The 564-nt window shown below is 78.4% G+C and carries 1 protein-coding gene; it reads right to left on the reverse strand.

Features of this window, described 5'->3' with window-relative positions; all coding sequences use genetic code 11:
• Positions 1-536, reverse strand: a 536-nt coding sequence (locus K6I34_RS37885; RefSeq protein WP_308294115.1) for an alpha-N-acetylglucosaminidase C-terminal domain-containing protein, incomplete at its 3' end; no start/stop codon positions are given.
• Positions 537-564: the final 28 nt, after the last annotated feature.

The raw sequence follows: 564 nt of genomic DNA on the forward strand, positions 1-564 counted from the left end.
CGGGCCGTACCGGTGGCGCCGGGCGCGAGGCCGCGCAGCCAAGTGGGGCCCTGCGGCGCGGCGTCGAGGCCCGTGAGGGAGAGGTCCACGCGACCGGTGGCCCGCAGGCCGTTCACATTGGTGAGCGCGACGGCGACCACCGCGCTGCCGCCCGGCGGCACGGCGGCGGGAACCGCCTCGGCCGCCAGGGCACCCTGGTACGGCGCGACGGCCAGCGCGTCCCGCACGCGCACCGCCGTACGGTACGGATCGGCGACCGACCGCAGCGGATACGCACCGGCCCGCCGCGTCCACGGCTCCTCCGCCGTGAACCAGTCCACCGGCCGCGGTGCCCGGCCCTCCCGCAGCGCGTCCTCCAGCTCCTCCAGCCAGCGCCGCCAGCGCGGCAGGTAGAAGTCGCCCATCAGGCCGTGCCAGTCGCGGTTCGCGTAGTCGTGCAGCTTCCCGCCGTCGGAGGTCGCCCGCCCGCCCCATATGGTCAGCAGCGCCCGGCCCGTGCGCACCAGCTCCGCCGACTCGGCGGGGCCCGTGCCCATGGCCCGCCCCGCCGCGTCCCACGGCCCG

The organism is Streptomyces sp. UNOC14_S4 (assembly GCF_020740835.1).
Classification (GTDB): Bacteria; Actinomycetota; Actinomycetes; order Streptomycetales; family Streptomycetaceae; genus Streptomyces.